Origin of the sequence: Paenarthrobacter sp. Z7-10, assembly GCF_026932795.1 — a bacterium.
GTDB lineage: Bacteria > Actinomycetota > Actinomycetes > Actinomycetales > Micrococcaceae > Arthrobacter_M.
On the sequence record NZ_JADPVH010000009.1, the window covers coordinates 1 to 21,933 of the forward strand.

Genomic DNA, 21,933 nt, shown 5'->3' on the forward strand with positions numbered 1-21,933 from the left:
TTTGCCACCCTGATCCCCACGATCGTAGGGCAGACAACTCAACTGATTGCCAACGCCCCCGGATGGATCAGCGACTTCCTGAACTCTGACTTCTTTAAGAACGTCGATACCCAGTACCATGTTCGGGACCAGATCAATGTCCAGGTGGCGAAGTTCTTCCAGGACTCGCAGGCCGTCGGCGGAATCTTCGGCGGAGTCGTGGGCATCGGCTCCACCATCGCCAACAGCCTGTTCGGCACACTGATTGTGCTGGTGCTCAGCCTGTATTTCCTGGCTTCGCTGCCGGCGATGAAGCGGTGGAGCTACCGGCTGGCTCCCCGTTCCGGCCGCAAGCGGGTGGAAAGCCTGAGCGAGGAAATCACCCGTTCGGTGGGTAACTACGTGATCGGGCAGGTCTGCGTGGCTGTCATCAACGCGATCTACGCCTTCATCATCATGACCATCCTGGGCATTCCGTTCACCGTTCTGCTGGCGTTCGTCGTCGCCCTGCTGGCCTTCATCCCGCTGGTGGGTTCCCTGATTGCCGCGATCACCGTGACCTTGGTGGCGCTCACCCACGGCTGGCAGACCGCGGCGGTGTTCGCCGTGCTGTACTTTGCCTACCTGCAGTTTGAGGCTTACTTCGTCTCGCCCCGCATCATGCAGCGGGCCGTGGCGGTCCCGGGGGCGGTTGCGGTGATCTCGGTGATTGCCGGCGGGACCCTGCTGGGCGTGCTCGGTGCCCTGATCGCCATTCCCACGGCCGCTGCCATCATGTTGCTGATCCGGGAGCTCTTTATCGCCCGCCAGGACAAACACTAGCCCCGCTGCGCCACGAACCAGCCTGCCGGGACGTGGGGCGACGCGGTGGCGAGGATTACGGGGAAGCGGTGGCGACGGGGCCCGTCCATTCGGCCGGAAGCGAACCGGTGGACGGGCCCAGGACGGCGGCGGTCACCTCATTGAGCACCCGGGTGACATACTTTTCGCCCACCCACAGGTGCTTGGCTCCCTGGACGCCTATCACGTCAGCCTGCGGGACCCTGGAGAACCGCCCCGCAGCTTCGGCGGGACGCAAATAATCGTCGAACTCCGGCACCAGGACCGTCAATGGCTTGTCCGCCGCAGCCCAGGCATCCAGATCGGCGTCGCCGGCCCGGTGCAGCGGCGGAGACATCAGCACCGCACCCTCGATGCAGTCCACCAGCGGAGCAACGGCTCCGTATTTCAGCACCAGTTCGGTGCCAAACGACCAGCCCACCAGCCAGCGCCGTTCAAGGCCCTGCGCAACGGCGAACGCCACCGCCGCCTCGAGGTCAGCACGCTCCCCGACGCCCTCGTCAAAGCTGCCTTCACTGGTGCCCCGCGGGGAGGATGTTCCCCGGGTGTTGAATCGCAGCACGGCAATGTTGGCCAAGGCAGGCAGCCGGTAGGAGGCCTTCCGGAACACATGCGAATCCATGAAGCCGCCGTGAGTGGGCAGTGGATGCACCGTAATGAGTGTCGCGGCGGGCTCGCCGGTAGCCGGCAGCGCCAGCTCCCCAACCAAACGCAGCCCATCCGCCGTCGTCAGCTCGATATTCCTCCGCCGGGCTGGCAGCACCGTGGCTGCGCGGATCTGCTCCGGGGCAGCGGAGGCCGAAAAGTCCAGGGAAGCTGGGTCAAAAGTCATGCTCTTTAGTTTACGGACCGGTGCGGCGCCGTCCCGGCGTTTGGCGTCAGCGGTACTTGTAGCGCCGTGTCTGCCAGCAATTGGTGTGCCAATGACGGCGGTCCCGAATGGCCGCCTCGGCACCGAAGAGCGAATCCTGCCGCCAGATAACCAGATGAGCCAGCCCCGGCTGGACGGCCTGGTGGCAGCCGGGACAGGTGTACACCTTCGCCGCATTCCGTGCCGTAATGGGGCGCACCAGCCATTCCCCGTCGGGGGCGGACTCGTGCCGGGCGAAACCGGACCGGGCCCGCTCAAGGTCCAGCTCAGGAGCGGCCACCTCCTTACCGCCGCGGGGCATGCCGGGGCGTCGGGGTCTGTTCGAGCGGGGCATACCCCCATTCTGCCGCACCCGGCACGTTGGCGTTTGCCGCTGCCGCCAAGCGCGGCACGGACCTTCGCCTGGTCCGTCGGGAAGCGCTGAGCGGACATCCGGGGCGATCGAACCGGGTAGAGTTTTCCGGGTGCGTTTAATCATAGCGAAGTGCTCCGTCGATTACGTGGGCCGCCTCAAGGCCCACCTTCCGCTGGCCGTCCGGCTGCTGCTGGTCAAGGCGGACGGGTCCGTCCTGGTGCATTCCGACGGCGGTTCCTACAAACCGCTGAACTGGATGAGTCCGCCGGCCACGGTGCGCACCACCACACCGGCGGAGACCGAACTCGAAGAAGGTGTCCAGGAGCAGTGGATCGTGCAGTCCAGCAAGACGGACGACCGGCTGATCATCAACATCCACGAACAGCTGCACGAGAGCCATCACGACCTTGGCGTTGACCCTGGGCTGATCAAGGACGGTGTGGAAGCGGACCTGCAGCGCCTGCTGGCCGAGCAAATCCATACCCTCGGGGACGGCTACACCCTGATCCGGCGGGAATACTTTACCGCCATTGGGCCGGTGGATATCCTGGCCCGGGACCCGCACGGCGCCACCGTGGCGATCGAGCTCAAGCGGCGCGGAGTCATCGACGGCGTGGAGCAGCTGACCCGCTATCTGGCGCTGCTGAACCGGGATCCGCTGCTGGCTCCGGTGCGCGGCGTCTTCGCGGCGCAGCAAATCAAACCGCAGGCGCGCGTGCTGGCGCTGGACCGCGGCATCGAATGCCTCACCCTGGACTATGACGCCATGCGCGGCGCGGACGACAGTTCGACACGATTGTTCTAGACCGCCTTGTTCCGTTCGCACGGAACAAGGCCATGAACCGGCGGCGGGGAACTAGAATCGGTCCATGACTGAGAAAGCTCCAGGCCTTCCCATCCCGGACCGAACGTACCTGCGCGGGCGGCTTGTCACAGATGGGGCCATTGTTGACGACGGCGTCCTCGCGTTCGAAGGCGACCGGATCGTGTATGCCGGACCGGCCGGTGACTTTGATCCCGAAGGTTTCGCCCAGCCGGATGCTGTCTCTGGAGCGGACCTGACCATCCTGCCCGGGTTGGTGGACGTCCACAACCACGGTGCGCACGGCGGAGATTTTCCCGCCGGGAACGAGGAATCCGCCCGGGATGCCATCGATTACCTGCACCGCAGCGGCACCACGACACTACTTGCCAGCATGGTGACTGCAGCCAAAGACGACCTGCTCAGGGGAATTGCGCTGTACTCGGCACTGACCGAGGAGGGACTGCTGGCCGGAATTCATTTGGAGGGGCCGTTCCTGTCCGCGGCGCGCTGCGGGGCACAGGATCCGCACTGGCTGCGGGAGCCCGACCTGGACTTCATGAGCACGCTGATCGAGGCCGGACAGGGCCAGATCTGCACCGTCACCTATGCCCCCGAGCTCTCCGGAGCGGGGGCGCTGGTGGACCTGCTGACCTCCCACGGCATCATCCCGTCGCTGGGCCATACCGCCTGTGACGACGCAACGGCCGCTGCTTCGCTGGCGCAGGCCCGGGACGGGCTGGCCCCGACCGGCTTCGATGGCAACAGCGGCCGGCCTACCGTGACCCATCTGTTCAACGGTATGCCGCCGATGCATCACCGCTCCCCCGGTCCCGTCGCGGCCTGTCTGCGCGCTGCCAGGGCCGGCCAAGCCGCCGTCGAACTCATCGCCGATGGAACCCATCTTGATGCCCAGACTGTGTTGACGGTATTCGCCCTCGCAGGAGCGGCCAACGTGCTGCTCGTGACGGATTCCATGGCGGCCGCCGGGCTCAGTGATGGCTCCTACCTCCTGGGTTCCTCCGCTGTCACTGTGACCGGAGGAAAGGCCACCCTGGACAGCTCCGGTTCCATAGCCGGTGGAACGGCCACGCTGCTCGAGGTGGTCCGCCGAACCGTCGCCGCGGGAGTCCCGCTGCACGAGGCCGTCCTCTCCGCAACAGGGGTACCAGCCGCAATGCTGGGTCTGGACGACGAAATAGGCAGCCTGCGGCTGGGGCTGCGGGCTGACGCGGTGGTGCTCAATCAGGACCTGGAATTGCACTCGGTGCTCCGGCACGGCCAGTGGCTGCAGGGCCAGCCCTGATTCGGTAATCGTGTGCTCTTACCGGGACGATGAATCTGATGCACGCGGTGCTGCGGCGGAAAGCAAAAGAATCCGGCTTTCCGTTTCTTGAAGCCGTATTCGTTGACCAGCCGAATTCTCCGTGTAATGCTTGCAAGTGTCTGCGTTTGGTGTTTTGACGCCCGCAGAAAGAGTTCCATTATGAGGAGATATAAATGGCACAGGGAACCGTCAAGTGGTTCAATGCGGAAAAGGGCTTCGGCTTCATCACCCCCGATGATTCGGACGCCGATGTGTTCGTCCATTATTCCGAAATCCAGTCCGGCGGTTTTAAGTCTCTGGACGAGAATCAGCGCGTCCAGTTCGAGATCGGGCAGGGCGCCAAGGGCCCGCAGGCCACCGGTGTCACAGCGCTCTAACTGAACTAACGCCAGGTACCAATACCAATCACTGGGCCGGCCTCCAGCCAGGAGGACAAGCCGGCATAAGCGTCAAATTTCATGGCCATCAACATTTCCTGCCCGTCATAGCTCAGGGTCACTATGATGACATTGGGTGCGACCTTGGTGCGTTCCGATTCGGTCGGTTGACGGCGCCCCACCAGCATCAGCGCACTGCGGCGGTACCGATAGTGTGGCCTGGGGCTCAGGGAAAGCAGGCGGAACCACTCCAGGTCCGCATCCTGATACCGGCAAACTCCCAACTGCCACTGGTTTCCCGGTGAGCGGAGGGAGGCATCCACTGTCCCCAGGGCACGCCGCAATTGAAAGCGGCGCACCCCGAAAAGGCACAGGGTCAAAACGGATAACAGAAATACGGCCGCGATAACGATGAACGGGGTTCCAGGATCGTTCATCAAAGGAAGGTTATCGGATCCCTGCGTTGGCCGAATCAGCAGCGTCGGTCAATTGTGCGTTATCGGCCACGATGACCACCCGGTTGCTGTCGACGGAGAAAAAGCCACCATCAACAGCTACTCCAAAGCGGCCCCCGTCCACGGGCTCTATGCCCAGCTCCCCTTCGGCGAGAATCGCCAGCACAGGTGAATGTCCGGGCAGGATTCCGATCTCGCCGTCACTGGTTCGGGCCTTGACCATGGTCGCCGCGCCGGACCACACAAAGTGGTCCGCCGCGACGATTTCCACCTGAAGCTCAGAAGTGCCGGCCATATTACTTGGTCGACTCTTGGATCTGGGACCACTGGCGTTCGACGTCGTCCATGCTGCCGACGTTGAAGAAGGCCTGCTCGGCGATGTGGTCCACGTCGCCGTCGCAGATGGCGGTGAAGCCCTCAATGGTCTCCTTGATGGAAACCGTGGAGCCTTCAACACCGGTAAACTGCTTCGCCGTGTAGGTGTTCTGCGACAGGAACTGCTGGATGCGGCGGGCGCGTGCCACCACAATCTTGTCTTCTTCGGAGAGTTCGTCAACACCGAGGATGGCAATGATGTCCTGCAGTTCCTTGTTCTTCTGCAGGATCTGCTTCACCCGGACCGCGGTGTTGTAGTGGTCCTTGCCGATGTACTGCGGGTCCATGATCCGTGACGTTGAGGTCAGCGGATCAACGGCCGGGTACAGGCCGCGGGAGGCGATTTCACGCGACAATTCCGTCGTCGCGTCCAAGTGCGCGAACGTCGTGGCCGGAGCCGGGTCGGTGTAGTCATCCGCGGGAACGTAGATGGCCTGCATGGACGTGATGGAGTGGCCCTTGGTGGAGGTGATGCGCTCCTGCAGCAGACCCATCTCGTCCGCCAGGTTGGGCTGGTAGCCCACGGCGGAAGGCATCCGGCCCAGCAGCGTGGAAACCTCAGAACCGGCCTGCGTGAACCGGAAGATGTTGTCGATGAACAGCAGCACGTCCTGGTTCTGCACATCGCGGAAGTACTCAGCCATGGTCAGCGCGGACAGCGCAACCCGAAGGCGCGTTCCCGGCGGCTCATCCATCTGGCCGAAGACAAGGGCCGTGTCCTTGAGGACGTTGGCCTCTTCCATTTCGACCCAGAGGTCGTTGCCCTCACGGGTGCGCTCACCGACGCCGGCAAACACCGAAGTGCCACCGAAGTTGCGGGCCACACGGGTGATCATTTCCTGGATTAGCACCGTCTTACCCACACCGGCGCCGCCGAACAGACCGATCTTTCCACCCTTGATGTATGGGGTCAGCAGATCGATCACCTTGATGCCGGTCTCCAGCATCTCGGTGGAGCCCTCAAGGGTGGCAAACGCAGGGGCCTTGCGGTGGATGGGCCACCGCTCGGTGATGTTCAGCTCCGACTCGGCGATGTCCAGGGGCTTGCCCAGCACATTGAAGATGTGGCCTTTAACAACGTCTCCAACGGGCACCGTGATCGGAGATCCGGTGTCCACGACGGTGGTGCCGCGGACCAGACCGTCGGTGGCCTGCAGCGAAATGGCACGGATAAGGTTATCGCCCAGATGCAGGGCGGTCTCAAAGGTGATGGTTCGGGTTTCGCCCAGGAGCGTCACCTCGGTGGTGAGGGCGTTGTAAATTCCCGGAATGGCATCCGAAGGGAATTCGACGTCGACAACGGGGCCGATAACGCGGGCGATTCGCCCGCTGGCACCGGCCTTGGCGGCTACCTGCTCAACAGTGGTGGCAGTCATCTCTCTCGCTTCAATCAGTAGATGGCGTGGGGTTAAGTCTAGCTGGTCCGCACCGGGCGAACCGTTGGCCGGTCAGGACGCGTTCAGGGCGTCCGCGCCGGCTACAATTTCGGAAAGTTCCTGGGTGATCTCAGCCTGGCGCGCCGTGTTACGCAACCGGGTGTACTTCTTGATCAGATCCGTGGCGTTATCCCCCGCGGACTTCATGGCACGCTGGCGTGCCGCAAGCTCGCTGGCCGCGGCCTGCAGCAGGGCCGAGAAGATCCGGGATTCGATGTACCGCGGCAGCAGCGCATCGAGCACCTTTTCCGTCTCGGGTTCGAATTCGTACAGCGGCAGCAGATCTTCAGTGCGCGCGGCCTGCTCCTCCACGACCAGCGGCAGCAGCCGCACCACCGTGGGAATCTGCACCACCATCGACTGGAACCGCGTAGAGAGCACATGGATTTCATCCACGCCACCCTTGTCGAAGTCGGTGCCGAATGCTTCAAGCACCGCGGCGCTGATCTCCTTGGCAGTGCTGAATTCCGGAGCGTCGGTGCCGCCGGTCCAGACCCGCTCGAAACTGCGGCCGCGGAAATCGAAGTAAGCCTGCGCCTTGCGGCCGACCAGGAAATAGCGGACCTCTTTACCCTCACCGCGCAGCAGCTCGGACAATGCCTCGGATTGCTTGAGCACGCCCGCGGAGTAGGATCCCGCCAGGCCGCGGTCCGAAGTCACGATGACGACGGCGGCACGGCGGATCTGCTCGGGTTCGGTCGTGAGCGGGTGGTCAATTTCGCTCTGCGATGCCACCGCGGAAACGGCACGGGTGATGGCGTTCGCATACGGCAGCGAGGCCGTCACGCGCGCGCGGGCCTTACCAATGCGCGAGGTCGCGATCAGTTCCATCGCCTTGAAGATCTTCCGCATCGACGTCGTCGAGGCAATCTTCTGGCGGTAGACCCGGATCTGGGCTCCCATACTCTTCCTTTCCTAGGATCCCGGCGGCGGGACCCGCCAAAGCCTTTCGGCTTTGAACAGGTCCCCCAGCGGAACTAGCGCTTCTGCTTGACGATCTTCTCTTGGTCAACATCGGAGTCGGCCAACGGGTCGTACTCTTCGTGTCCGGCGCCAACCATGTGGTTGTCACCCTCACCGAAGAAGCCCTTTTTGAACGCCAGAATGGAGGTCTTCAGCGCCTCGGCCGTGTCGTCGTCGAGCACGTTGGTCTGCGCCAGCGTGGTCAGTACCGACGAGCTGTGCCGCAGGTGCTCCAGGAACTCCGACTCGAAGCGGCTGATGTCCTCCACCGGAACGTCGTCGAGGTGGCCCTTGGTGCCGGCCCAGATCGACACGACCTGGTCCTCCACCGGGAAGGGTGAGTACTGGCCCTGCTTGAGCAGCTCCATCAGGCGCGCACCACGGGTCAGCTGCTGGCGCGAGGCCGCATCCAGATCCGAGGCGAACATCGCAAACGCCTGCATGTCGCGGTACTGCGCCAGATCCAGCTTCAACGTCCCCGAAACCTTCTTCATGGACTTCACCTGCGCGGCACCTCCAACGCGGGAGACCGAAACACCCACGTCGACGGCGGGACGCTGGTTGGCGTTGAAGAGGTCCGACTGCAGGAAGATCTGGCCATCGGTAATGGAGATCACGTTGGTCGGGATGTAGGCCGAGACATCGTTGGCCTTGGTCTCGATCAACGGAAGGCCCGTCATGGAACCGGCCCCGAGTTCATCGGAGAGCTTGGCACAGCGTTCGAGCAGACGGGAGTGCAGGTAGAACACGTCGCCCGGGTAAGCCTCGCGGCCCGGCGGCCGGCGCAGCAGCAGTGACACGGCGCGGTATGCCTCGGCCTGCTTGGACAGATCATCAAAGACGATCAGGACGTGCTTGCCGCCGTACATCCAGTGCTGGCCAATGGCCGAACCGGCGTAGGGCGCAAGGTACTTGAAGCCGGCCGGGTCAGAGGCAGGCGAAGCGACGATCGTGGTGTACTCCAGTGCGCCGTTGTCTTCCAGAGTCTGCCGGATGGCGGCAATCGTGGACGCTTTCTGGCCGATCGCGACGTAGATGCAGCGGACCTGCTTTTTCACGTCCCCGGAGGCCCAGTTGGCCTTCTGGTTGATGATGGTGTCAATGGCGATGGCGGACTTGCCGGTCTGCCGGTCACCGATGATCAGCTGACGCTGGCCGCGGCCGATCGGGATCATCGCGTCGATGGCCTTCAGGCCCGTCTGCATCGGCTCGTGCACCGACTTACGCTGCGTGACCCCGGGAGCCTGCAGCTCCAGGGCACGGCGGGCTTCGGCCTTGATCTCGCCCAGGTCGTCGATGGGCACGCCCAGCGGGTCGACCACGCGGCCAAGGAAGGCATCCCCGACGGGTACGGACAGAACTTCACCGGTCCGGTGAACTTCCTGGCCTTCCTCGATGCCGGCGAAGTCACCAAGAACGATGACACCGATTTCCCGGACATCAAGGTTCTGGGCCAGGCCCAGTGTGCCGTCCTCAAAGCGCAGCAGCTCGTTGGCCATGACCGAGGGAAGTCCCTCGACACGGGCGATGCCGTCACCGGCCGCGGCTACGCGGCCAACCTCAACGCGTTCGGCGTTGCCAGGCTCGTAGGACGCCGCGAACTCGTTCAACGCATTACGGACGTCGTCGGCGTTGATGGTCAATTCGGCCATCTGCAGTCCCTGCTCTCCTATTTCGTGATCATCGTGTATGAGATGACCTGGTTTTCGACCGGTTCGGCTCTGCTGAGCGACGGCCAATTTCGACTCTTGTTGCCCTTGCGCCTAGCCAGCGAGCTGGCGGCGAAGGTCGCCAAGGCGGGAAATTACCGAAGCATCCACTACTTCATCCCCTACCCGGACGCGGACCCCACCAATCAAGGTTGGGTCCACGATGGTGTTGACCTTGAGTTCACGCCCGTACAAGGCGTTGAGCCCGGACTGCAGCCGGTCCAGTTGGGCCGGAGTTAACGGACGGCTGACGCTGACCGCTGCGATCCAGCGCTGCTGGCGCTCGGCTGCCAAGGTGGCGAAGCACTCGACGAGTTTTGTGGCCTTGATGCCGCGCGGGTGGCTCACGGCCTGCTGGATCAGCACCCGCGCTTCCTCACCGGCCGCCGGCACCAATTTCATCGCCAGCGCGGACTTCGCCGCATCAGAGGCCTGCGGCTCGGACAGCGCGCGCTGCACCTCGTGGCTGGAATCAACGGCCCGGCTGAAGGCGAACAAGTCGCTCTCCAACTGCTCAAGGCCCGAGATGCCGGAAACGGCGCCTCCCGACGAGGATCCGGGCCGGTTTTCGGCTACCGCGATCGCCACCGTTGCGGCCATGGTCTCGAGTGCATCGCCAAGGTCACGGACGTTTGCCCAACGCGAAGCAGCCAGCGCGGCAGCCAGGTCCCCGGCCTGCGCCGACACTTTGCCGTTGACCAGCGACCTCACCAAGGCCGCCTTTGCCTCTGCGCTCCGTGAAGGATCAGTCAGTGCACGGCGCAGGCCAGCCGAGCTGTCCAGCGTCGCCAGGATGCCGAAAAGCTCCTCCGCCAACGGCAGCGATGCGGTGGGGAGTACGCTCTCCAGGTCAGCCAGGGCCGCCTTCAGCGATTCGCCCGATATTCCAGCCATTACTGAACTGCACCCGCGTCCTGGTTTTCCAGACCCTGGTTTTCCAGATCCGCCAGGAAGCGGTCGACGACGCGGGTTGAGCGCTCATCGTCTTCCAGTGCCTCACCCACGATGCGGCCGGCCAGCGTCGTGGCGAGCGTTCCCACTTCGGAACGCAGCGAAACGACGGCGGCCTGACGCTCGGCGGCAATGGCGACATGCGCCTGCTCGGTGATGCGCGCCGACTCAGCCGCAGCCTTGTCTTTCAGGTCAGCCAAAATCTGCGCACCTTCACCCCGTGCTTCCTCGCGAATGCGGTTTGCTTCCGCGCGGGCATCGGTGAGCTGCTGCTTGTACTCCTCGAGCGCGGCCGATGCCTCGGCCTGGGCCTTCTCAGCCTTGGCGATGCCACCTTCGATGGCCTCGGTCCGCGCGGCGTAGGTCTTTTCAAACATCGGAACCACGTACTTGACCGCAATGATCATCAGGATCACAAATCCGATGCCGACAATCACTATTTCCCACACGTTGGGCAGCAGTGGGTTTTCTGAGTCTGCGGCGGCGGAAATCAGAAGATTATTCATATTTCACCCGTCCTATCTGCTCGAATCGGTTAACAGTCGTTCTTTACTTGAGAACGAACGCAAACACGAGGCCGAGGATTGCCAGGGCTTCGGTGAGGGCCAGGCCCAGGAACGCGATGGGCTGCAGCACGCGCTGTGCTTCAGGCTGGCGGGCCACACCATTGATGTAGGCGGCGAAAACCAGGCCCACCCCGATGGCTCCACCGATTGCCGAAAGACCATAACCAATAAGGTTGATTGAGCCGTTGATTGTGCCGTTCATGATGTTCCTTTCAAGATGCCCGGAGGCAGGTTGTTTGGGTCGTGATATCCCCCGGGGGGAATGCTTAATATTTAGTGACTGTCCGCATGGATGGCGCCCTCGATGTAAATCGCGGTCAGCAGCGTGAAGACATACGCCTGGAGCACCATGATCAGCGCTTCGAGCATGTACATGGCCACCGCGCCAATGAGTACCAGCAGCGAGGTGCCCTTGAGCAGGAAGCCCTCCTGGGCCAGCAGGAATTCGATGCCGGATCCGGCGATGAGCACAATCAGGTGGCCGGAGAGCATGGTGGCAAAAAGACGGAGGCTGTGTGTCATCGGGCGGACCACGAAGTTGGAGATGATCTCGATCGGCACGACCAGCGGCAGGATGGGCCACGGAACACCGCTGGGCACCACTGCCATCTTGAAGAACTTCACGCCGTTGCGCCGGACTCCAGCACTGATCCAGATCACGTAGACCACGATTGCCAGCAGATAGGTTCCGCCGACATGCGAGAAGCTGGGCAGCTGCAGGATCGGAATCGCACCGTAAATGTTGTTGACCAGAATAAAGAAAAACAACGTGAACAGCAGCGGAACGTATTTGACGAAGTCCTTGCCACCAATCACATCCTTGGCGACGGAGTTGCGGACGAAGTTATATCCCATTTCGCCGGCGAACTGCAGCCGGCCGGGAACCAGCTGGCCCTTGCGCCCGGCGGCAATAAAGAACCAGGCGATCAGCACCACGGAAAGAAGGACCAGCAACATCTGCTTGGTGAAGTCGAAGCTTCCGATGCTGAAAATCGCTGGCAGGTGGCTGGAAACGCCCGGTGGGGTAAAGGTTCCACCCTCTTGGGCGGGGAGCGTAAGCGCGATCAACGCGTTTCCTCTCTGCAGTGTCCGTCTTTGGGCATGGAATGGGGAACCGGTGAAGCTAGCGCACCGTTGCCCCCAACGATATGAAAAAAGATTGGCATCATGATTGCCCGGAATCCGACCGGTCCTGCGCCTCCCGCGGCCCCGCAGCATTGCCGGAGCGATGGCGGTGAAGTCGTTGGGCGAAGGATAGATAGAACCCGCCTGCCAGGCCTACAAAGGCACCGATCAATACGAACCAGCTGGCATGGAGCAAAATATCCAGTCCCCAGCCTATCAAACTCCAGACAAGGATTCCGCCAATAATATAGCTGAAAACAGCCATTCCAGCGTTGTAGCCACCGGTGCCGTTGCGGCTGGCCGAGCCCGAGGCCGCTATGGAGGTTTTGCCGCTGTCCCCCGGTTCCGGGCTGGCTCCGGCGCCGGTGCGTTCCTCAGCGCTCATGGTCTTCTCCGCCCTTGGTCCCGGCGCCACCATAGGGCGCGCGGTCCTGCACGGGATCATTGAACAATTGGTGCCGGGTGCGGCTGAAGACAAAAACCTCCACCGCCTGCCAGACCAGTACCGTCGCAACGGCGCAGATGAAAAACCAGGTCCCGTTCAGCCAGCCCGGGGTGCCGATGAAATAGAGCACGGCAGCGAAACCAACGATCTTCACCAGGTACGTCACCAGGAAGACACCAATGGCACCGGAGGGGTTCCGGCGTCCGACGTAGTGCCCCACCAGCAGTGAAAGCGTGAAGAACAGCACGACGACGCCGGCGCCGAAGACTGCGCTCAGTGCGGCGGCAGCACCTGCGGTCAAACCGGAAATGAGCGCCACCACTGCCACCACGATGGCGGCCGCTGTGGCGCAGGAGGCCAAAATCCGCAGCCACGGCGATGCGGTGGGGCCGGATGCGGCGATCCCGGCCGGCGGCGTGGAGCCGCGGTCAGCGCTGGAATCGTTGTGCACTCTTCAGTCTTTTCTGCCGGGAGGCTTTGGTCTGGAAGCCAGCGAAACAGGGGAACGGTTGTTCGCCGTACCAAAATTCTACACGAGATAGAAGTTAGTCCCGAGCCCACCGGACGGCGGCCCCGGCGCTTGATCAAACGCGCGAAGATGGTCGGCGTGCGCAGATAGAGCAGCACCAGCACCGCACAGCCCACGGCGGCAGCGGCGGATACCCCCGGCCTGCCGTCCGCGGCGAGCAGTCCGAGCATGCCGGTGGCCACCGTCGCGGCGCTCACCACCGCGGTGGCCTGCAGGTGGCTCAGCCCGACGATGGTGAGCCGCTGATAGGCATGCTGGCGGTGTGAGGCATACCAGCGCTCCCCCGCCACGATCCGCCTGATCAGCGTTACAAAAGTGTCGGCCAGGTAAATCAGCACCGGGGCAAAAATGTACTCCACCGGCACCCCCGCGAGGAACGCCGCCACCGCCGTGACCGATATGCCGCCGCCGAGCAGATAGCTGCCCACGTCACCAAGGAAAACTGGGGCCCGGCCCAGGTTCCAGGGCAGGAAACCCGCGAAGGAGCCCGCGATCGCCAGCCCGGCATAGACCAGCCAGCTGTGCCCGGTAAGGTGACCAGCCAAAGCATAAAAACCCCCAACCACCAGGCCGTGGCTGCCCGATATGCCATTGATGCCATCCATAAAGTTGGCCACATTGATGTAGGCCGCCACCGCCACGGCTCCCGCCGGAATCCACCAGTAGGCATATCCACCGGCGAGCAGCGCCAATGCCGCGGTGGCCAGCAGGCCAAGGCCCAGTTGGACAGCGGCCCGGATCCGAATGCCCAGACCGCGCAGATCCTCAATCCATCCCACCGCTGCGGCGGCCGCCATGACCAGCACGCACACGATCAGTGTCCATCGATCCGCCGGGGCTGCCGGCGGTGCGAACAACGCCGTCAGCATCGCCGCCGCGGCCGCCAGTGCAACCGTGATGCCGAGCCCGCGGATGGTCGGCACCGTGTGCGATGAGCGTTCCGATGGGATGTCCAGCACTCCGAGCCGGACCAGCCAGGGCTTGAATGCCAGCGGCAGGACCAGGCTCAGCACCAGTGCCACGCCGGCAACCAGGGCGGCCATCAGGCACCCGCCGCCAGTGCACCATCGTCGGAATCATCCAGCTCCGACGGTTCCGCTCCGGACTCCAGCCTGCAGCGCTGCAGCCAGACGTCCAAGTCCAGTGAGGCCGGGTCCTGGGCCGGCGCTGTGGTCTGCGAAATTTTGGGATGCAGCGCCTTGGCGTTGGTTTCCCCGACACCAACCAGCTGTTCGTGCATTTTTTCGCTCGGCCGCAGTCCGGTAAAGACGATGTTGATGTCGCGTCCGGACATGGCGATCATCCGACGTGCCACATCCAAAATCTTCACCGGCTCGCCCATATCCAGGATCAGCACCTCGCCGCCGTTGCCGATTGCCCCAGCCTGGATCACCAGCTGGCAGGCCTCCGGGATGGTCATGAAGAACCGGGTCACGTCCTGATGGGTGACGGTCAGCGGGCCACCGTTGCGGATCTGTTCGCTGAACAGCGGCAGCATGGAGCCGCGGCTGCCGATCACGTTGCCGAAGCGCACCGAAACGTAAGTACTGGACGTCTGCTGCGCAGCCCAGGCGGTGAGCTTTTCCGCGCTCCTTTTGGAGTGTCCCAGCGCGGTGGTGGGACTGGCAGCCTTGTCCGTGGAGACATTGACGAAGCTCGTCACCGCAACGGCCTGGGCGGCCCGAAGCACGTTCAGTGTGCCCAGCACATTCGTTTTCCACGCTTCCTGCGGATACTGCTGCAGCAGCGGTGCATGCTTGAGCGCGGCGGCATGGAAAACCACTTCCGGGCGCCTGTCGCGGAAAATCGCGGCTATCGCCGCGGCATCACGAATGTCGGCTAGTACCGTGTCGCGGCCGTTGAGCAGACCATGACCGGAAATCGAAATCTGGGTGTGCTGCAGGCCGGTTTCGTCGTGGTCCAGCATGATCAGCTCCGCGGGCTTGAATCCGGAGAGCTGGCGGCACAGTTCGGAGCCGATCGAGCCGCCGGCGCCGGTGACCAGGACGCGCTTTCCCGCGACATAGCCAACGATCTGCTCCACCTCGATGTCCACCGGGCGGCGCCCGATCAGGTCCTCCACGTCGACTTCACGAAAGTCCGAGATACCCGCACCCTCGCCGGAGAGCATGTCCTTCAGCGGCGGCAGCACCAGAACGCGCACCCTCAGCCCGGCCACCGCGTCGGAGATCTCGCGCACCTTGGCGGCCTCCACCTGCCCAAAGGCCAGCACCAGCACACTCGCCCGGGTGCGGCGGACGACGTCGGGCAGGTCCGTTCCGCGGCCCAGCACGGAGACCGAGGACAGCCGCAAATGCTTTTTGGCCGGATCATCATCCACCAGACCTACCGGGAAGTACGGCGAGGAGGGATCCTGCAGCATGCGGTTAACCAGCGAGTTGCCAAGGAATCCAGCTCCATAGACCAGCGTCCGCTGTGCGCCCTCACCCGGACGGGCCTTGCCCTCAACGTAGAGCCGCTTGATGTAGCGCACGGCCGCCATGAACAGGCAGGCAAAGGGAAAGGCAATGGCGCCAATGCTGCGCGCAATGTGGATTTCCTTATAGACAATGAAGTCGAAGATCACCGTGGTGGCCGCGACGATGACGGTGACCGCCACCAGCAGCCGGGCCTCGTGGAAACTGCCGAAGCTGTACCGGCCGCGATAGAGAGCGAAACCCCAACCGGCGAGCAGCTGCGTTGCCACCGCCACGGCCGTCAGCGCGGTGGCGCCCCAGTAGCTGATCAGCGTGACATCAAGTTCGTAGCGAAGCAGCAGCGCCAGCGCAATGGCCACGATCCAGGCCAGCGAATCCAATGCAAACTGAGACCAGAGCCACAGTGCCGGTTTCTCCTCGCGCGGCGGCGGCGCCGAAGCGGAACCGGTCTCGCTCTTATTCTTCAATTGTTTTTTCCGTGCTGCTCATAGTAAAAAGTTGCCTTACCGGCGGTGGCCCGCCTTCTGCCTGTCCCGGGCGGTACACGCCCGCTGAATCTGGCTGTACTAAAGTGGAACCTACAAAGATACTAATCTTAATCGCCCATCATCCGAGTTAGCCGTGCTGCCGTTCGCGAATGCAGCCGCGGCCGGAGAGGACAACCCTTGCAGGACACCGTGGCCGTGGCGGCCGTGACTTTCGACCGTCCCGACGATGTCCGGATCCTGTTGGCTGCCCTGGCCGCGCAAAGCCATCCACTGCAGTCCGTCACGCTGGTGGACTCGGGCACAACGCCGGTCCGGGACGTGGCGCATGCGGCTGGAAGCGGCGTGAACTACGTCCGTTCGCTGGCTAATCTCGGCGGTGCCGGCGGGTTTTCGCTGGCCATCCTGAGCGCGATCGCCTCCGGTGCGCGGTGGGTCTGGATCATGGACGACGATGCCCACCCGGAGGATCCGAATACATTGGCCGCCCTCCTGCGGGCGGCCAACGAACGTTCCCTGGACGTGGTGGTGCCATTGATCGTGGCTCCCGGCCAGCCCCGTAAACTTTCCTTTCCGTTCCGCCTGCACGGCCACCTGACGCATGAGCGTGATGAGGTGGAACCGCTCGGGTTCATCCCGGATGTGGCCCAGTTCTTTAACGGCGCCCTGGTCCGTTCCGACGTCTTTTTCCGTGTGGGACTGCCTGATCTGCGGCTGTTTATCCGAGGCGATGAAACCGATTTCATGATGCGGCTGCGGGCGGCCAAAATACCCTTCGGCACTGTGACGAGCGTGGCTCTGAGCCATCCCCCCGGCTGGGCCGAGGTGCAGCATGTGCTCGGCGACAGACTCCACGTCCTGGTCCCGGAAACGGACTTCAAACGGTTCTATTACTACCGCAACCGCGGCCACCTGATGCGCAAACACCGGCGGCTGCGCTCACTGCTGGCGGACGCGGTGGGCTATCCGCTGTACTTTGCCAGGACGCGCGACCCTAAGGGGTTGCTGCGCTGGGCGGCTGCTTACACCGCCGGCGTCCGCGGAACAAAATTCGGCCCGCCCCGGGACCAGGGCTTCTGAGGTGGATCCCCGCCACGAGGGGTTTTTCCTCGTCATCGTCACCTATAACCGGTCCACCTATTTGGCGTCCCTGCTGGCCTCGGTGGCCGCCCTCGACCCGGCGCCGGACGCCGTCGTCGTGGTGGATAACGCCAGTACGGACGGCACCGGCGCCGTGATTGCGGCGGCCGCGGCGGCCTCCGCCATTCCACTGCTGCACCACCGGCTGCCCGAAAACCGCGGTGGGTCCGGCGGCTTCAGCGCGGGCGTGGAGCGCGCGCTGGACTCCGGCGCACGCTGGCTGTGGCTGATGGACGACGACGTCGAAGCCCTGCCGGGCGCGGTGGGCGCCTTCCGGCCTTGGATGGAACGCTATGAGTGCATCATCGGGCGGCGCTACGACAGCAACTCAAAGCCGTTCTTCTGGCAGCACAACTTCAATACCTTCCTGGCCCTTGCGCTGCCGGTGCCCGGAAACGTCTTTTCCGCCTCGGACGCCTTCCGCACCAATGTCGGCTGTTTTGAAGGCATGCTGATCAGCGCCGCGGCGGCCCGGAGCGTGGGCTTGCCGGATCCGCGATTTTTCCTGAACTGGGATGACACGGTTTATGGCTGGCTGGTCTCACTGCAGCGGCCCGTGGTTTACGTCAATGAGTTCGTGCTGCGCAAGGTCCGGCCGCAAAAGCAGATTGACCTCGGCGTCCGGCACCTCAATGATTCCTCGGACCTAAGCCGTTACCATGTGATGCGCAACCGGGCCTACGTGGCCAAATATCTGCAGCTGCACGGGCGCTACAACCGCTTTGGCTTCGCGCTCGGGACGCTGCTCACGGCGTCCAAGGAGATGCTGCGCCTGCTGGCAGTGGAACACCGCTGGGCCGGGACAGCGAAACTGTGGAGCGGCTGGCGGGATTCCCGCGCGCTCTTGCGGGACACCGGCTGGCAGCCGATGCCGCCCCTGCCCGGTGAAGGGGAGACCAATAAGTGATGGCTGCAACCGGGGATTCAGAAAGCAGGGCGCCGGTGGCGTGGGTCGTGGTGGGTGCCAGCGGATTTGTCGGCTCGGCCGTGGCCGCCGAGCTGGCCGGACGCGGAATTCCTGCCCGCGGCGTGCGGGCTCCCCATATCGCCAGCTCCGCTGCGGACCCGGCCGCCATCGTGCGCGAAGCATCCTGCTCACCGCTGCGGCAATTGCTGGCGGCGGACTTCGCCGGCGCCGAGGTGGTGATCAATGCGGCAGGCCTCGCAGCTCCCGGGCACACCGGATCACCGGAGCTCACAGGTGCCAACGCGCTGCTCCCCGTGCTGGTGGCAATCGCGGCCAAGGATGCCGGCGTGTCCCGAGTCATTCACCTGAGCAGCGCCGCAGTCCAGGGCCATCGGCCGGTGCTGGACGAATCGGCCGAGCGGACGCCGTTCTCTGCCTACTCCCGCTCGAAAGCCCTGGCCGAGGAAGCCTTGGCAGCCCTGCCGGAGAGTGGTTTGGAACTCGTGGTACTGCGCGCGACATCGGTTCAGGGTCCCGAACGGCCGACGACGGTGGCGCTGCGCCGGCTCGCGGCCTCAGCCTTAGCCTCGGTTGCCGCCCCCGGTACGGCTCCGACGCCCGTCAGTTCAATCCACGCGCTGGCCTGGTTCGTCGCCGAAGTGGGACTGCATGCCGGCCGTGTCCCCGCCGTGGTGCTGCAGCCGTGGGAAGGACTGAGCGTCACGGCGGTGCTCGCAGCAGCGGGCGGACGGCAACCTCGGACGCTGCCGGCCGGGGTCTGCCGGCTGCTGGTGCGCACCGGCTATCTGGTGTCCCGGCTGCTCGGAGAACGCCTGCACGGCACCGTGCGGCGCGTCGAGCTTATGTGGTTCGGCCAGGCTCAGGATCCGGGCTGGGCTGAATCGGTAATGATCGCTCCCCAGTCTCAGGTTGCGGCCGTGCTGCGGCCGGCTCAGCCGGGACGTTAGCCGCGTCGTCACCGGCAGCGGTACCCGCGCCGGCACTGAACGCCGCCGAGAAATCGCCATCGGCGGCGGCGAACGCGCTGAGTTCGTCCACCTGATGTTCCTGCAGCACCGTTGGTTCAGCTTCGGCCGCAGCCGCCCTGCTGCCGTCGTAGTCGGCCTCCGCGACCGCTTCATCCGGTCCCAGCACCGACGGCACCACGGCCCGCAGCTGCTCCAAACTCACCGCGCCGGTCCGGACCACCCTGGGCACTTCCCCCGTGGTGTCCACAATGGTCGAAGACAACGCCTCGGCATCCTCGGCCGGCCGCCATCCGTTCTCCAGGTAAACCTCCACCGACTCGGCCAGCTGGGCGAGGGCTTCGGCGGCCGTCCGCGCTGCTGGATGGCCGGTGCGGTTAGCCGATGACACGGCCAACGGCCCGGTGATCGTCAGCAGATCCAGGGCCAGTTGGTCCTGCGGCATCCGCAACGCCACGGTGCCCATCGTGTCGCCAAGGTCCCAGGTGAGCGTTGGCTGAGCATGGAAAATCAGGGTCAATCCCCCGGGCCAGAAGGCGGACGCCAGCTTGCGGGCGTCCTCGCTGACCTCGGCGGCCAACCCATCCATGGTCTGGATCCGCGGTATCAGCACAGGCGGCGGCATTGAGCGCCCGCGGCCCTTAGCGGCCAGCAAGGTTGCCACCGCCTGCGGTGAAAACGCGTCCGCGGCAATCCCATAGACGGTGTCCGTGGGCATCACCACCACCTGTTTGTGGGCCAGGGCCCGCTGGGCATGGGCCAGACCCTCGGCGCGTTGATCGTCGCTGCTGCAGTCATAGGAAGTGGTGCTCACAGAGTTATTCTCTCATTTCCGCAGGAGGGGCTTGCCGCACCGCACTGGTGGCCCGCTCTTTGCCGTTCAAGTCACGATGCGAGGTCACCTCGCCCCAGTAGGGTGATTCCTGCAGCAGCGCCGCCATCCGGGCACCCTGCACTTCCGCATGCTCCAGGACAAAATATCCCCCCTGGCGCAGCAACCGGACCGCCGAAAGAACTGCCGCCGCCGGCAGTTCCATTCCGTCCGCCCCGCCGCCAAACAGAGCCATCTGCGGATCGTGCTCGGCAACTTCGGGCTCGTTGGGCACAGCCCCGGACGGAATGTACGGCGGGTTGGAAACCACAACGTCGCAGCGGCCCTCCAGCTCCGGAAAGGCGGTACGCAGGTCGCCCTGTACCAAGGTGACGCCGAGCGGTGCGAGATTCCGCTCCGCCCAGGCATGCGCCAGCGGGCTCAATTCCACCGCGTACACCCGCGATCCCGGGACTTCGGTGGCAATGGACCCCGCGATGGCACCCGAACCGGTGCCCAGATCGACCACTAGCGGAGCCATGGGGGCATCCGCCCGCTGCAGCCTATCGATGACCAGCTGCACCACGGACTCCGTTTCCGGCCGGGGCAGGAAAACCCCGGGACCCACGGCCAGCTCGAGGTGGCGGAAAAACGACGTCCCGGTGATGTGCTGCAGCGGGACGCGACTGGCCCGTTCGGCAATCAAGTCGGAATAGCCCTCCGGCTCGGGAGCAGTCCCGAGCAGCATGGCACGCAGTCGCCCAAGCCCCACTTTCAGCAGGTGGTCGGCCAGCAGCTCGGCGTCCACCCGGGGCGACGGGACACCTGCTTCGGCCAAGGTTCTGGTAGCATCGGTTACCGCCTGCGCCAAGGTACGAGGGCTCACCGCCGTTGCCCGCCGGCCCGTCCCGCCAATCGATTGCCCATGTTAGTCGCCGATGGCGTCGAGCCGGGCCTGCTCGTCCATTTCGATCGCCGACTGCACCACCGGCTCCAGCTCGCCATTCATCACCGTGTCCAGATTGTAGGCCTTATAACCGGTCCGATGATCAGCAATCCGGTTCTCGGGATAGTTGTAGGTCCGGATGCGCTCGGAGCGGTCCATGGTGCGGATCTGCGATTTGCGGGTGGCGGAGTTCTCCGCGTCGATGATTGCCTGCTGATGCGCCAGGATCCGGGCACGGAGTACGCGCATGCCGGCTTCCTTGTTCTGCAGCTGCGACTTCTCGTTCTGCATTGCAACCACAATGCCGGTGGGCAAATGGGTGATGCGCACCGCGGAGTCGGTCGTATTGACGGACTGGCCACCGGGACCCGAGGAGCGGTAGACGTCAATCTTCAGATCATTCTGGCTGATCGCGACTTCCTCGGGCTCATCCACCTCCGGCAGCACCAGCACACCTGCAGCGGAAGTGTGGATCCGTCCCTGCGATTCGGTGACCGGAACGCGCTGCACCCGGTGCACGCCACCCTCGAACTTCAGCCGGGCATACACGCCTTCGGCAGGGTCATTGGACCGGCCCTTGACCGCAATGGAAATGTCCTTGTAGCCGCCCAAATCAGACTCGGTGGCCGAGATGATCTCCGTCTTCCAGCCGCGCTGCTCCGCGTAGCGGGTGTACATCCGGACCAGGTCCGCGGCGAACAACGCGGATTCGTCGCCACCTTCGCCGGCCTTCACCTCGAGAATGACGTCGCGGGCATCATCGGGATCCCGCGGAATCAGCAGCCGCCGCAGCTTTTCCTGCGCGGCCAGCAGCTGCCCCTCCAGCACCGGCACTTCGGCGGCAAACTCCGGATCCTCCCCCGCCATTTCCTGCGCGGCAGCCAGATCATCCGTGAGGGTCTGGACCTGGTGGTAACCCTCCACGATGCCGCTCAGCTCCGCATAGCGGCGCCCCAGCTTCCGGGCGAGCGACTGGTCCGCATGCACTGCCGGATCGCTGAGCCGCAGCTGCAGCTCAGCGTGCTCGTCCAACAGTCCCTGGATGGACTCAAACATCTAAAACCTCTTTCGACTCAGTCAAGTCTAATAGTGGGGACGGAAAAGCCCCGCCCTCC

At 64.1% G+C, this 21,933-nt stretch carries 25 protein-coding genes; 7 read left to right on the forward strand and 18 right to left on the reverse strand.

The genetic code is table 11. The annotated features are described in order from the left end of the window. Nucleotides 1–801 (forward strand): AI-2E family transporter (locus tag IV498_RS04235; RefSeq protein WP_269045316.1); only part of this gene is annotated, 801 nt, incomplete at its 5' end. Between the two features lie 55 nt (nt 802–856). Here IV498_RS04235 and IV498_RS04240 read toward each other — a convergent pair. Beyond that, complete coding sequence (locus IV498_RS04240) at nt 857–1,651, reverse strand: alpha/beta hydrolase (protein ID WP_269045317.1); 795 nt, start codon at nt 1,649–1,651, stop codon at nt 857–859. 46 nt (nt 1,652–1,697) lie between these two features. Then, the gene (locus IV498_RS04245; protein WP_269045318.1) at nt 1,698–2,024 is read right to left on the reverse strand and encodes an ATP/GTP-binding protein; all 327 of its coding nucleotides are present in this window, start codon (nt 2,022–2,024) and stop codon (nt 1,698–1,700) included. 130 nt (nt 2,025–2,154) lie between these two features. On the opposite strand from IV498_RS04245, the gene nucS reads away from it, so the two are divergent. From nucS to IV498_RS04260, 3 genes are all read left to right on the forward strand, one after another. Then, nucleotides 2,155–2,850: an endonuclease NucS gene (gene nucS, locus IV498_RS04250; RefSeq protein WP_269045319.1), complete on the forward strand. Its 696-nt coding sequence runs from the start codon at nt 2,155–2,157 to the stop codon at nt 2,848–2,850. Between the two features lie 64 nt (nt 2,851–2,914). Then, nucleotides 2,915–4,153: an N-acetylglucosamine-6-phosphate deacetylase gene (locus IV498_RS04255; protein WP_269045320.1), complete on the forward strand. Its 1,239-nt coding sequence runs from the start codon at nt 2,915–2,917 to the stop codon at nt 4,151–4,153. A gap of 194 nt (nt 4,154–4,347) precedes the next feature. Next, nucleotides 4,348–4,551, forward strand: coding sequence for a cold-shock protein (locus IV498_RS04260; RefSeq protein ID WP_269045321.1), 204 nt, complete (start codon nt 4,348–4,350; stop codon nt 4,549–4,551). 5 nt (nt 4,552–4,556) lie between these two features. Here IV498_RS04260 and IV498_RS04265 read toward each other — a convergent pair whose 3' ends face one another. The 13 genes from IV498_RS04265 to IV498_RS04325 all read right to left on the reverse strand — a co-directional run bounded on the left by IV498_RS04265 (nt 4,557) and on the right by IV498_RS04325 (nt 16,010). Next, the gene (locus IV498_RS04265; RefSeq protein ID WP_269045322.1) at nt 4,557–4,988 is read right to left on the reverse strand and encodes a DUF2550 domain-containing protein; all 432 of its coding nucleotides are present in this window, start codon (nt 4,986–4,988) and stop codon (nt 4,557–4,559) included. A 10-nt stretch (nt 4,989–4,998) separates the two neighbouring features. Next, complete coding sequence (locus IV498_RS04270) at nt 4,999–5,301, reverse strand: F0F1 ATP synthase subunit epsilon (RefSeq protein WP_269045323.1); 303 nt, start codon at nt 5,299–5,301, stop codon at nt 4,999–5,001. 1 nt (nt 5,302) lies between these two features. Then, complete coding sequence (gene atpD / locus IV498_RS04275; protein ID WP_269045324.1) at nt 5,303–6,757, reverse strand: F0F1 ATP synthase subunit beta; 1,455 nt, start codon at nt 6,755–6,757, stop codon at nt 5,303–5,305. Between the two features lie 72 nt (nt 6,758–6,829). Then, nucleotides 6,830–7,720, reverse strand: coding sequence for a F0F1 ATP synthase subunit gamma (locus IV498_RS04280; RefSeq protein ID WP_269045325.1), 891 nt, complete (start codon nt 7,718–7,720; stop codon nt 6,830–6,832). A gap of 74 nt (nt 7,721–7,794) precedes the next feature. Beyond that, nucleotides 7,795–9,432, reverse strand: coding sequence for a F0F1 ATP synthase subunit alpha (gene atpA / locus IV498_RS04285; protein WP_269045326.1), 1,638 nt, complete (start codon nt 9,430–9,432; stop codon nt 7,795–7,797). A 111-nt stretch (nt 9,433–9,543) separates the two neighbouring features. Next, a complete protein-coding gene (locus tag IV498_RS04290; RefSeq protein ID WP_269045327.1) occupies nt 9,544–10,383 on the reverse strand; it encodes a F0F1 ATP synthase subunit delta in 840 nt (279 codons plus the stop codon). Next, entirely contained in the window at nt 10,383–10,946 is a 564-nt protein-coding gene (locus IV498_RS04295) for a F0F1 ATP synthase subunit B (protein ID WP_269045328.1), read from the reverse strand. The genes IV498_RS04290 and IV498_RS04295 overlap by 1 nt, the downstream gene beginning before the upstream one ends. A gap of 43 nt (nt 10,947–10,989) precedes the next feature. Then, nucleotides 10,990–11,208 carry an ATP synthase F0 subunit C gene (gene atpE, locus IV498_RS04300; protein ID WP_269045329.1) on the reverse strand — a complete coding sequence of 73 codons (219 nt, stop codon included), beginning with the start codon at nt 11,206–11,208 and terminating at the stop codon, nt 10,990–10,992. A gap of 71 nt (nt 11,209–11,279) precedes the next feature. After that, the gene (atpB, locus tag IV498_RS04305) at nt 11,280–12,074 is read right to left on the reverse strand and encodes a F0F1 ATP synthase subunit A (protein WP_269045330.1); all 795 of its coding nucleotides are present in this window, start codon (nt 12,072–12,074) and stop codon (nt 11,280–11,282) included. 97 nt (nt 12,075–12,171) lie between these two features. Next, complete coding sequence (locus IV498_RS04310) at nt 12,172–12,516, reverse strand: AtpZ/AtpI family protein (RefSeq protein WP_269045331.1); 345 nt, start codon at nt 12,514–12,516, stop codon at nt 12,172–12,174. After that, nucleotides 12,506–12,907, reverse strand: coding sequence for a hypothetical protein (locus tag IV498_RS04315; protein ID WP_330059156.1), 402 nt, complete (start codon nt 12,905–12,907; stop codon nt 12,506–12,508). Before IV498_RS04315 ends, IV498_RS04310 begins: the two co-directional genes overlap by 11 nt. Then, complete coding sequence (locus tag IV498_RS04320) at nt 12,874–14,148, reverse strand: MraY family glycosyltransferase (RefSeq protein WP_269045332.1); 1,275 nt, start codon at nt 14,146–14,148, stop codon at nt 12,874–12,876. The genes IV498_RS04315 and IV498_RS04320 overlap by 34 nt, the downstream gene beginning before the upstream one ends. Beyond that, nucleotides 14,148–16,010 (reverse strand): polysaccharide biosynthesis protein, encoded by a 1,863-nt coding sequence (locus IV498_RS04325; RefSeq protein ID WP_269045334.1) that lies wholly within the window; start codon nt 16,008–16,010, stop codon nt 14,148–14,150. The genes IV498_RS04320 and IV498_RS04325 overlap by 1 nt, the downstream gene beginning before the upstream one ends. Nucleotides 16,011–16,208: 198 nt before the next feature. Between IV498_RS04325 and IV498_RS04330 the strand changes: the two genes are divergently transcribed. Genes IV498_RS04330 through IV498_RS04340 form a run of 3 tightly spaced genes read left to right on the forward strand, consistent with a single transcriptional unit; the run spans nt 16,209 to nt 19,043 of the window. Further along, nucleotides 16,209–17,108, forward strand: coding sequence for a glycosyltransferase (locus IV498_RS04330; RefSeq protein ID WP_269045335.1), 900 nt, complete (start codon nt 16,209–16,211; stop codon nt 17,106–17,108). Between the two features lies 1 nt (nt 17,109). Next, complete coding sequence (locus tag IV498_RS04335; protein ID WP_269045336.1) at nt 17,110–18,075, forward strand: glycosyltransferase; 966 nt, start codon at nt 17,110–17,112, stop codon at nt 18,073–18,075. Between the two features lie 35 nt (nt 18,076–18,110). Continuing rightward, a complete protein-coding gene (locus IV498_RS04340) occupies nt 18,111–19,043 on the forward strand; it encodes an NAD-dependent epimerase/dehydratase family protein (RefSeq protein WP_269045337.1) in 933 nt (310 codons plus the stop codon). On the opposite strand, the gene IV498_RS04345 is transcribed toward IV498_RS04340, so the two are convergent. The 3 genes from IV498_RS04345 to prfA are packed head-to-tail and all read right to left on the reverse strand — an operon-like array spanning nt 18,937 to nt 21,874. Further along, nucleotides 18,937–19,875, reverse strand: coding sequence for an L-threonylcarbamoyladenylate synthase (locus IV498_RS04345; RefSeq protein ID WP_269045338.1), 939 nt, complete (start codon nt 19,873–19,875; stop codon nt 18,937–18,939). The two genes, IV498_RS04340 and IV498_RS04345, sit on opposite strands and share 107 nt — an antisense overlap. Nucleotides 19,876–19,879: 4 nt before the next feature. Then, the gene (gene prmC, locus IV498_RS04350) at nt 19,880–20,758 is read right to left on the reverse strand and encodes a peptide chain release factor N(5)-glutamine methyltransferase (RefSeq protein WP_269045339.1); all 879 of its coding nucleotides are present in this window, start codon (nt 20,756–20,758) and stop codon (nt 19,880–19,882) included. A gap of 42 nt (nt 20,759–20,800) precedes the next feature. Continuing rightward, on the reverse strand, nt 20,801–21,874 hold the full coding sequence (gene prfA / locus IV498_RS04355) for a peptide chain release factor 1 (RefSeq protein ID WP_269045340.1): 1,074 nt from the start codon (nt 21,872–21,874) through the stop codon (nt 20,801–20,803). Nucleotides 21,875–21,933 lie beyond the last annotated feature (59 nt).